9 protein-coding genes are annotated in these 10,060 nt (G+C 64.4%); 5 read left to right on the top strand and 4 right to left on the bottom strand.

The features are described 5' to 3' along the window. Window positions 1–67 precede the first annotated feature (67 nt). Complete coding sequence (locus tag N688_RS12580) at window positions 68–349, bottom strand: response regulator transcription factor (protein WP_052889603.1); 282 nt, start codon at window positions 347–349, stop codon at window positions 68–70. 93 nt (window positions 350–442) lie between these two features. Then, on the bottom strand, window positions 443–964 hold the full coding sequence (locus tag N688_RS12575) for a response regulator (protein WP_052889602.1): 522 nt from the start codon (window positions 962–964) through the stop codon (window positions 443–445). Between the two features lie 839 nt (window positions 965–1,803). On the opposite strand from N688_RS12575, the gene N688_RS22840 reads away from it, so the two are divergent. Both N688_RS22840 and N688_RS12565 read left to right on the top strand, forming a co-directional pair. Next, window positions 1,804–3,708, top strand: coding sequence for an AfsR/SARP family transcriptional regulator (locus N688_RS22840; protein WP_156025405.1), 1,905 nt, complete (start codon window positions 1,804–1,806; stop codon window positions 3,706–3,708). Window positions 3,709–3,753: 45 nt separating this feature from the next. Then, window positions 3,754–4,818 (top strand): hypothetical protein, encoded by a 1,065-nt coding sequence (locus tag N688_RS12565; RefSeq protein WP_052889600.1) that lies wholly within the window; start codon window positions 3,754–3,756, stop codon window positions 4,816–4,818. A 102-nt stretch (window positions 4,819–4,920) separates the two neighbouring features. Here N688_RS12565 and N688_RS12560 read toward each other — a convergent pair whose 3' ends face one another. Further along, a complete protein-coding gene (locus N688_RS12560) occupies window positions 4,921–5,154 on the bottom strand; it encodes a tautomerase family protein (RefSeq protein WP_081839210.1) in 234 nt (77 codons plus the stop codon). A 266-nt stretch (window positions 5,155–5,420) separates the two neighbouring features. Between N688_RS12560 and N688_RS12555 the strand changes: the two genes are divergently transcribed. Next, window positions 5,421–5,651 carry a tautomerase family protein gene (locus tag N688_RS12555; RefSeq protein ID WP_052889598.1) on the top strand — a complete coding sequence of 77 codons (231 nt, stop codon included), beginning with the start codon at window positions 5,421–5,423 and terminating at the stop codon, window positions 5,649–5,651. A 46-nt stretch (window positions 5,652–5,697) separates the two neighbouring features. Here N688_RS12555 and N688_RS12550 read toward each other — a convergent pair whose 3' ends face one another. Next, window positions 5,698–6,408: an HD domain-containing protein gene (locus N688_RS12550; protein WP_052889597.1), complete on the bottom strand. Its 711-nt coding sequence runs from the start codon at window positions 6,406–6,408 to the stop codon at window positions 5,698–5,700. Window positions 6,409–7,258: 850 nt separating this feature from the next. Between N688_RS12550 and N688_RS12545 the strand changes: the two genes are divergently transcribed. Both N688_RS12545 and N688_RS12540 read left to right on the top strand, forming a co-directional pair. Next, complete coding sequence (locus tag N688_RS12545) at window positions 7,259–7,888, top strand: TetR/AcrR family transcriptional regulator (RefSeq protein WP_052889596.1); 630 nt, start codon at window positions 7,259–7,261, stop codon at window positions 7,886–7,888. Between the two features lie 89 nt (window positions 7,889–7,977). Further along, window positions 7,978–9,909: a chloride channel protein gene (locus tag N688_RS12540; protein WP_081838798.1), complete on the top strand. Its 1,932-nt coding sequence runs from the start codon at window positions 7,978–7,980 to the stop codon at window positions 9,907–9,909. Window positions 9,910–10,060 lie beyond the last annotated feature (151 nt).

The following is a 10,060-nucleotide window of genomic DNA, read 5'->3' as shown; positions in this document are numbered from 1 at the left end:
CGCGACGCGCAACGGGTGGGGTGGGCGCGAGATCGCCCTCCCCTCTGCGTGCGTCTGTCTGCTCTGACTAGAGGTGGCCCTGGTCCCCGGCCTCGGGAGGCAGTAGCTCGGGCGGGCATTGCTCCCAGGGGATGCGCCGCAGCAGCTCGGACCGGGTGTTGGCCCCAAGCCGATCGCGCAGGCGATAGATGTGACCGCGTACGGTGCTGGCGGTGATGTCCAGGCGCCTGGCGATCTCTTCGTCCTCCAGTCCCTGGCGCAGCAGGAGCAGGACCTCCCATTCGCGAGGCCGCGGAGGCCCTGGCTCGCGCGGTCCCCATTTGCGATGATAGCCTTGGCGCTGGCTCATGTTCTGCTATGACCTCCTTTTCTTCTCAGCCTCTGCGCTGGTAGGGGTTGACCTGTTGGGGCGCGTTCGGTTTGGGCGAAGGCTCTCTGGCTGCTAGCTGTCTGGTCGGCGGCTACCGTTGGGGGCGGGGACAGGAGTGGGTAGGGTCTGACTGCCGACGATAAAGGGGGCGTGCAGCAGGGGCGGGACGAGTGGCGGTGGTGAGGGTATAGGGGGAGCTACCGAGCCGCCCGGCGGCGCGCTGGCGGCGGTGAGGCGGCGCACCAGGGCGACCAGGTGCCCAATGTTGAAGGGCTTGGCCAGGAAGGCGCTGGCCCCCACTAGTCGGGCCCGCAGGCGCTCGCGCAGGCCGTGGCGCGCGCTCATGAGGACGATGGGGATGGTCGAGAGCCGCGGCTGCTTGCGGAGGAGGAGGGTCAGCTCATAGCCGTTCAGTTTGGGGAGCATGAGGTCGATGAGGAGGAGCGCCGGCGGCTCTTCGGCGCGCGCGATGGCTTGCAGGGCGGCCAGGCTGTCGCTGTGGCAGCGTACTTGAAAGCCGGCTCGCCGCAGGGCCAGGGCAATGATGAGACGAGAGATGGCTGAGTCGTCAATGATGTCTACTGTTCCTGACATGGCGATGCTCCTTTCCAGGCTGTTTCTCTGCTATCGCGTACTCTGTCGCGCTGAGCGCGTGACCGCCCGATTGTCTGCTTGACCAGCAGTCCGCTCGCTATGGGGCGCCTGCCGACTGGGGCCTGGGTCGGTCGCCCGCTCGCCCGGTCGCTCAGGTACGGATGGCGCCCGCCAGGCAGCTAATCACCCGGGGAGAGGCGAGGAGCCTGCGGGCCTCCTGCGGGCGAGCGCCACACCGCTGCTTATTGCTATAGCAGGGCGCGCTTGCAACAAAAGTAGAGGTGGCACTCCTGACGTCGGTAGCAGACGATGATGCTCCTTCTTGTCTAACTAAAGCCGCCCGCTCGCTTCTCTCTTGTTCTTGTGTAATATGGACGACTGGTGATGGAAACTACTTTTCTATTTGCAGATGTATCTGCTATAATCAAAGCATACGGTGTTGAATATGGCACGTTATGGATGCTGCGGCGAAGGTGCCGCGCGATGTGGTGCGTGATGCTTGCCGCGGCCTGGCCCTGGGAGGCGCTGAGTGGTCTGCCGCTGACTATGGGCTGGGCGCCGGTTGAGAATGAGAAGGCGGTGAGACGACGATGGCCGGAAACAAGCCTCTGGTGAGGGCCGGTGATGCTCTGCCCCTGGTGCGGGTCTGGATGTTGGGACCGTTTGAGGTGGAGCTGAGGGAGGCCGATGGGGGGTGGCGGGCGCTGCCGGGGAGTGTGTGGCGAACGTATTTTTATGCACGCCCGCTGTTGCAGCGCTTGCTGTGCGCGCATGGGCGCAGGGTGGAGCGGCAGCAGTTGCTGGCGGATTTGTGGCCAAGGGAGGAGCCGAGTGAGGCGATGGAGCGCTATCCGTTGACGGGGGCCGGGCAGGTGCGGAAGCTGTTGGGGCGAAGGGAGTTGTTGCAGACGTGTGGCCAGGGGTATCAGTTGGCTGATCAGGGCTGGATCTGGACGGATGTGGATGAGGCTCTGGGGCTGGTGAGGGAGGCGAGGGGAAGGGGACTGGAGAGCCTGGAGGCCTTGCCGTGCTTGCAGGAGGCGGAGAGGCTGTTTCGGCGGGGTCGGCTGTTGGAGGGGCAGGGGGCGCTGTGGGCGGTGGCGTATCGGGAGTGGGTGGCGGGTGAGCGCTGGAGAGCAGGGCTGGCCCTGGGAAGGCTCTATGAGAGGGCGGGGATGGCGAGCGAGGCGGGGGAGCAGTATCGGCAGTTGTATGAGGAGGAGCCGTATAAGGAGGAGGCGCTGTTAGAGGTGTATGGCTGGTGGATGAGACAGGGAGAGAGGGAGAGGGCGGAGAGAGTATTAGAGGCGGGGCTGAAGAGGTTGGAGCAGGAGGGGGTGCCGCTGACGGCAGAGGGGAAGGAGCAGGTGAGAAGGCTGAGGGAGCAGGGCGAGGGAAGGACCTTGGTGGTGGTGCAGGGGGAGGCTGTGGTATACTGGGAGGGAAGTAAGGGAGCGAGCACGGAGGAGCGGCGAGAGGAGAGATGCAGGAAGGAGGTTCCGCAGGGGGAGCCTGAGCTGCAGGGGAGGCTGCTGCCGTTGGGTAGGGAGCAGGAGGAGGGGGAGTGTGGGGTGAGGGTGCTGGTCTGGCCGCTGGTGTGGGGGAGGGAGCGGCGAGGGAGCCTGCAGGAACTGGAGAGAGAGATCCAGGAGGAGCTGAAGATGAGCGAGCGCAGGGAGCACGAGGCAGAGACAAGGGCTGCGCAGGGGCAGCGGCTGCCGAGGAGGCAAGCGCTCTTGCTGCTGGCGGGGATGCCGCAGGTGCTGCTGGGGCTGGGGAGCGGAGGAGGAGGTTGGGGCTGGGAGTGGGAGGGGATGAAGGAGGGGAGGGTGAGAGAGGAGGTGCTGCCGGTGGTGGCGGGGAGTATCACAGCCTGCTGGCATCTGCTCAATGAGGGGGAGTTAGAGGCGGTCGAGAGGACGGTAGGGAGCTATCTGCCGCTGCTGAGGAGGTGGGCATATGAGCCGTCGGGGGCGCAGCGAGAAGCGGCCTATCTGGCGGCGCAGGCGTGCTTGCTAGAGGGCTTAATTGCCTACCATCGGCTACAGTTCCAGCGAAGAAAGTACCTTTGTGAAGAAGCAGTCAGTTTAAGTCGTCTTGCTAGTGGGCCTGTGTTGCTTGTAAAAGCGCTGATCGACCGAGGGACGGCCTGCTACTGGCTTGGCCAGAGTGAGTCGATGCTGGAGAGCTTTCAGGAGGCGTGTAGTCTGGCCGAAACTGTGCCCGCTCCTTTACGCGGGAGGGCTTTCATGAGCCTAGCACGGGCCTATGCAGATCGGGGGATGGCTGGAGAAGCCTTGAAAGCTTTCGAGATGGCTCGAGAGCACTTCCAGGGATGGGAAGGGACCGAGTCTTTACCAGTGTGTGTGTTGCTCGACGAAGGCGCTTACAGGGAACCTCTCTACGGGGGATATATTCACCTACGTCTCGGTGAATATGGAGAGCAGAAGAGTCATCTCCTCGAAGCGGAACGATGGCTAGCAGGCGTTGAGGAGATGGTGAGCGTGGTCAGTGTGCCAGGACGTATTAGGTTGGAAGCTCTTAATCTGAGGGGGGAAGCGGCGATAGGGAGAGGGGAGCTGGAGGAGTACGTGAGCTACACGGTAGAGGGAGCGGAAGGGGCGAGGAGGCTGGGGAGCGGCAAGAGGAGGCAGGAGCTGGTGAGCAACTGGAAGAGGGCGCTAGAGAGGTGGCCGTGGGAGAAGCGAGTGAGGGAGCTGGGGGAGCTGGTGCTAGGGGTGTAGAGGTAGAGAGAGGCAGGCGAGCGGGAAGAGAGAGGAGAGGGAGCGATGAAGGAAGGAGAGGGAGAAGGAGGCAGGAGGCTGCCGAGGAGGCAAGCGCTCTTGCTGCTGGCGGGGATGCCGCAGGTGCTGCTGGGGCTGAGGAGCGGAGGAGGAGGTTGGGGCTGGGAGTGGGAGGGGATGAAGGAGGGGAGGGTGAGAGAGGAGGTGCTGCCGGTGGTGGCGGGGAGTATCACAGCCTGCTGGCATCTGCTCAATGAGGGGGAGTTAGAGGCGGTCGAGAGGACGGTAGGGAGCTATCTGCCGCTGCTGAGGAAGTGGGCATATGAGCCGTCGGGGGTGCAGCGAGAAGCGGCCTATCTGGCGGCACAGGGGCATTTCCTTCTTGGGCTTGTTGCCTATCATAACCTCGGGTTTCTGCAAGAGCTGGGCCATGACCGAGAAAGTACAGCACTTAGTCGATTAGCAGATAAATCCGCTTTACTGGTCAAAGCTCTGACCTATCTTGGCCAGGATTACTATCACCTGAATGCGCCGCTGCAGATGCAGCGGGTGTTAGAGGAGGCGAGTAGCTTGCTCAGCTCTGTCCCCCCGGTGCTGCATCGGACCGTGCACACGGGGCTGGCGCTGGCATATGCCCGGCAGGGGAAGAGGAGAGAGGCGCTGGAGCAGGTGAGTCGGGCGAAGGCGGTGGGTAGTGGGCCTGGCCCTGGTGAGGAGGAGCTGCCGGTGTATCTGCAGGCGGATGAGGGAGAGTGGCGACTGATCTTGCGAGAGGGCTGGGTACGTTTAGAGCTGAGCCGGCACGGGGAGGAGAAGGAGCATGCGATGGAGGCGGAGCGAGCGCTGGCGCAGATTGAAGGCTGGCGGGGGCGGATAGCGGTGCCGGAGCGGATTCGGCTAGAGATTGTGAACAGGAGGGGGGAGGCGGCGATAGGGAGGGGGGAGCTAGAGGAGTACGTGAGCTACACGGTAGAGGGAGCGGAAGGGGCGAGGAGGCTGGGGAGCGGCAAGAGGAGGCAGGAGCTGGTGAGCAACTGGAAGAGGGCGCTAGAGAGGTGGCCGTGGGAGAAGCGAGTGAGGGAGCTGGGGGAGCTGGTGCTCTCAGGGTGAACAGAAACGCCTGCCACACTCCCCCAGAGATGCAAGGGAGCGGCCCAAATTGGTCCCCATCATCCGCACATAACGAGCCGCCGCATCGGCACGGCGCCGGCCCTAGCCGCCGCCCTCCTCGCGGCTGGCCACCGAACGACCGCCGATCCCCCAATTGCGCTTTGGTACCTCATAAATAATGACGCGCACCTCCTCCACCGGATAGCCCAACTCGCGCCCTGCTGCCTCCGAGAGCAGCCGGATCAAACGCTCCTTCTGCTCTGCGCTGCGGCCCTCCATAATAGTCACCTTGAGAACAAGCATCGCGCATCTCCTTTCACTCTCCGCTTCGGCCATAGCATAGCAGCAGATTGCTGTCCACCCCTCTCCTCTCAGTCTGGCACAGACGCCAGCCATCGCGTCGCAGTTTCCCTGGTCCTGCCTGCTCTCTGCCTGGCTTGCCAGAACCGTGGCCGGCGGCATACAATACAGCCAGCGCCGCAGATGAGCGCCGGTGCGCGCTCGCCAGCCCTGGCCCGCCAGCGCCTTGCCTGTTGGGGCCAACAGGTAGCAACGCAGCGCCAGATCAGGCCAGACCAAACCAGAAAGGAGTCAGGACGCCGATGCCCATGCTCGAAGTACTGCGCGCCGACGACAGGCCGCTCAGCGCCGACCAGAAACGGGCCTTTGCCCGTGAAGCCACCAGAATCTTCCACGAAGTCCTCGGCACCCCGCCCGGGCGCCTGCGCCTCTTCTTCCTCGACACCCCATCCGAGGGCCTGGAAGGGCTGTACGAACGACCGCCCGCTGCCAGCGACGAGCAGCCCGACGGTGGCGGCGAGAAGAAAGACTAAACGCCCGTCGCAAGCCGCCCGGCCTTCCCGAAGGCCGGGTCTCATCTCAGCCGGGCAGGCCAGCCAGCGTCAGCTCTCGCCGAAACTCCTCAAGATAGCGCTGCATAAACGCCAGGCGCTCCTGAGCCAGCGCCCGCCCCGTAGCCGTACTCATCGTCTTTCCCAGGTGCAACAACTTCGTATAAAAATGATCCAGCAGATAGCGCCGATCATCGGGCGTATGCCGTTCCGCAAACGGATCAGCCGGATCATACGGGCGCGTCTCCGCCGTTGCCCGCAGCGTCCCCGTGATCGCCCAACGCATCACCCCGATCGCCCCCAGCCCATCCAGGCGGTCTGCATCGCGCACCACCCGCGCCTCCAGCGTCTGCGGCTCGATCCCGCGGCTAAAGCTGTGGGCCAGCACCGCATGCAGAATCGCCTCGCGCTCCGCTGTCGGCACCCCATAAGCGGCCAGCAGCTCAGCGGCCAACTCCTGCGACAGATCAGCATGATGCCGCTCCGAGGCAGCAGGCCCCTGAGCAGTGAGCGCCCTCTCCTCTGGCGCGACCCGTCCCAGATCGTGCAGCAGGGCTGCCGTCCCCACCACAAAGCGATCCGCCCCCTCGCGCTGCGCAATGGCCAGCGCCAGCCGATAGACACGCTCAATATGATCCCAGCCGTGCGCCAGATCGACCCTCCCCGACCTCAGAAAACGTTCCTCCACCTCGCGGTACACCTGCCCCAACACAGCATCTCTATCGAAAGCCTCTGTCATTGACGTGCAACATCGTCCTTTCTACACTGTCTTTCCGCTCGCACTTGATGGCATCGGTCCCCACCCATGCGAGCCGCCTGGCCAGGGCGACAGCGCCGCCGCCCCTCCTGGCTCGACCGACCCACCCTGGTCAGCGTCACTCAGCCTAAGCAGATCCATTCTACACCATCGCCGGCCATTCTGCCCGAGCCTGGGCCTTCCTTCCGCACCCATCTCCTCGCGCTCCTCGCGCCACCTCACCCATCTCTCCCCCTGAAAATTTTCGCCGGGGCCTTGACAAAAGCCCATTCCCCGACTATATTCTATTTGAAACCGCTTACGTAATCGTTTGCGGTACCGATTTCGTCACCAACAGAAATGCAAGGATGCTTTCGCTCCCTCCCCCAGCCTGCAGAACCTGCCTGGCGGGTTCTGCAGGGCGAGGAGCGGTGACCTGGGAGAGAGAAGCACAAAGAGGCTTGCCGTCAAGAAAGGGAGCGGCGGTGGAGACAGCAGGGCAAAGGGGGTGCCGCCGTACCTGACGTGGCCAGCAAGCCGGGCATGAAGCAAGCGAAGGGAAGGACCCGGCCCGGGAGAGGAGGGGCACAGACACAACCTCTTTCTCCCGGGGACTCCTCGTTCGGTCAGAGGCGGGTGCCGTGGCTGACTCTCTGATTCAGTCGCGGCACCGCTCTTTTTGGACTGCCTGTCTACCCTCCTTTGGAGTGGCTTCCTGGCTCTTCTCCTGGTTCCCCTCTGCCTGCCCTTGACAAGTGGTGTGGCCTGGGCGTACCCTGAATATGGGTGACCGGTCACTCACCAAAAACGGTGGACCCTCAAGCGGAGGCAGCCGCTGTCAAGGAGCCAGACCATGCCGAAGATCGTCGACGAGCAGACGCGCGAAGCCACGCGCCAGCGTATCCTGCGCATAGCGGCCCGGGAGTTCGCGCGCCTGGGCTTTGAGCAGGCCAACATCAACCTCATTGCGGAGCAGGCCGGGATTGGCAAGGGGACCATCTATCTCTACTTTGAGAGCAAGAGAGCCTTATTTCTAGAGATGCTGCGCTTCATTGCTCAGGCCCACCTGCAAGAGATCCGTGCCGCTCTGGCGGCGGGGGAGAGCGTGCAGCAGCGCCTGGAGGGTCTCTTTCTCGCCTTTGTCAGGCTAGCGGAGCAAGAGAGCGATAGCTTCCACGTCTTCATGAGCGCGCTCTATGGCGTCAACCGCCTCTTCCAACAAGAGGCGACGGCCCTACTGAGGGAGTACGTCGCGGCCATTGCCCGTCTGCTCGCCGAGGGTCAGGAGCGGGGCGAGCTGAGCGTCCAGCAGCTAGAGGCCAGCGCCCTGATGGTGCTCTCGGTGACCGAATCCTACGTCCTGGCGGCGCGCGTCCTGGGCTACCCGGCCTCTGTGCTCGCGGACCAGGCCGGGGCGGTGGCCGACTTCATCCTGCATGGTCTCGCGCCCTCAGCCCGCCGCTCCCCTGATCGGCAGGAATAAAGCGCGGTGGCGCGCCCTCCCTGCTCGCTTTTTGGCTCTGATTTTGACTGACCACCCACCCATCATCATACAGAGGAGGCAGATACCGCATGCTGAGCGAGAGACTGATCGTCGGCCTTCGGCGCTGGGAGCGTCGTGGGGGCCGGGAGCGTCGCGAGAAAGGAGTAGAGCGTCCTTATCTGCTCTGGAAATGGCTGCTACTCAGCAGTGCCATTGGTCTGGTAGCTGGTCTGGGGGCCATCGCCTTTTTCGAGGCCATTCACCTGGCGAGCGCCTTTTTCCTTGGCGTACTGATTGGCTATCGACCGCCTGATCCGACTGGTGAAGGCAGTACGGTCTGGGCGCCATTGTGGGGTGCAGCTCGTCCCTGGCTGCTGCCGCTGGTGACGACCGGTGGTGGTCTGCTGGCCGGCCTCATCGTTTTTCTCTGGGCGCCCGAGGCTGAAGGGCACGGGACCGATGCGGCCATCGCGGCCTTTCATCAGGGCAGGCCGATCCGGGCGCGTGTTCCCCTCATCAAGCTCGTTGCCTCGGCCATCACCATTGGCTCCGGTGGTTCTGGCGGGCGTGAGGGGCCTGCCGCTCAGATCAGCGCTGGCTTCGGCTCCCTCCTGGCGACGCTGCTACATCTTGAGGCCCACGAGCGCCGTCTGGCGATTGCCACAGGGATCGGCGCCGGTATTGGCGCCATCTTTCGGGCGCCGCTTGGGGGGGCCGTGCTGGCTGCCGAGATCCTCTACAAGGACGATCTAGAGGTTGAGGCGCTTCTGCCGGCGCTGATCGCCTCCATTGTCGGCTATAGTGTCTTTGGGGCCTTCTCCGGCTGGAGTCCCATCTTTGCCGTTCCCGCCAACCTGGCCTTCAGCTCGCCCCTGCAGCTCTTCTGGTATGGCCTGCTGGGAGTAGGCTGCGGCCTGGTTGGGCGGGCCTATGCCACGGGCTTCTACGGACTGACGGCCCTCTTTCACCGTCTGCCGTTCCCGCGCTGGCTCAAACCGGCTCTGGGCGGTCTGCTGGTGGGTCTCATCGGCCTGGCGGTTCCCCAGGTACTGGGCATGGGCTATGGCTGGGTGCAGCTCTGGATGCAAGCGGGCCTGAGCGCCTGGCCGCTCTGGGTGCTGCTCGCGCTCCCCTTCCTCAAGATCCTGGCGACCGGCCTCTCCATCGGCTCGGGTGGCTCGGGGGGCATCTTCGGTCCCGGCATGGTGATCGGGGCTGCCGTGGGGGCGGCGTTCTGGCGCCTGCTTAGTCCCCTGGCGCCAGGCTTACCGGCGGTGCCTGCTCCGTTTGTGATCGTGGCCATGATGGCGCTCTTCGGCGGGATCGCTCATGCCCCGCTGGCGGTCATGCTGATGGTGGCTGAGATGACGGGTAATCTCTCGCTCCTGGCTCCGGCCATGCTGGCTGTGGGGGTAGCCGTGCTGACCGTCGGCGAGCAATCGATCTACAGCAGTCAGTTGAAGACGCGCGCCGATTCGCCGGCCCATCGCCGGCGCTGGGCCTTTCCGCTGCTCTCGCTGCTCCAGGTTCGTCAGGCCCTGCTGCCTCCTGAGCCTGTGCTGCCAGGCGCTCTCACGCTCTCTCAGGCGGAGTCGTTGCTGCGGAAGTGGCAGGTTGCCAGTGCGGCGGTCATCGATGAGCAAGGGGCCTGGCTGGGCAGGCTGACGCTGGCGCAGGTGCTGGCCGTGGAAGCCAGCGAGCGGGAGCGGAGGCGCGTGACGGAACTGCTTGAGTCGCGGCAAGCCCTGGCGGTTGCGCCCACAGACCCGCTGGATCAGGTGCTGGCCATGCTGGTGGACCAGCGCTACGACTGGTTACCGGTTGTGGAGGAGCGCGCTGGCTCCCGGCGCCTGCTTGGCTACGTTTCCGCTCGTTCGATCCTGCGGGCCTATCAGGCGGCGCGCACGGCTCCTGTTCCGTCCGCTGAGCCTGGGCCTGAGCCTGAACCGTTTGCTTCCTCCCTTCTGGTGCAGGCTGGGACAGGGAGGGAAAGCGGCCAGGGCCTCTCGGGAGAGGGCTGAGGCGAGAAGAGAAGGCGAGAGTCGCGCTTGTCGCTGGCGAGCGGCGATGCTATAATCCTTCTGACGAGAGCTAGCAGCATTGACAGGCAGCAACGCAACCTGAGAGCAGCCGTCTGATCCCTTCCCTGAGCGGTCTGGCGGCCTGCTTGCG

The sequence above is a fragment of the Thermogemmatispora carboxidivorans genome, assembly GCF_000702505.1.
Lineage (GTDB): Bacteria > Chloroflexota > Ktedonobacteria > Ktedonobacterales > Ktedonobacteraceae > Thermogemmatispora > Thermogemmatispora carboxidivorans.
Note: the sequence above shows the minus strand (reverse complement) of the source record. Positions and strands in the feature narration are given on the sequence as shown.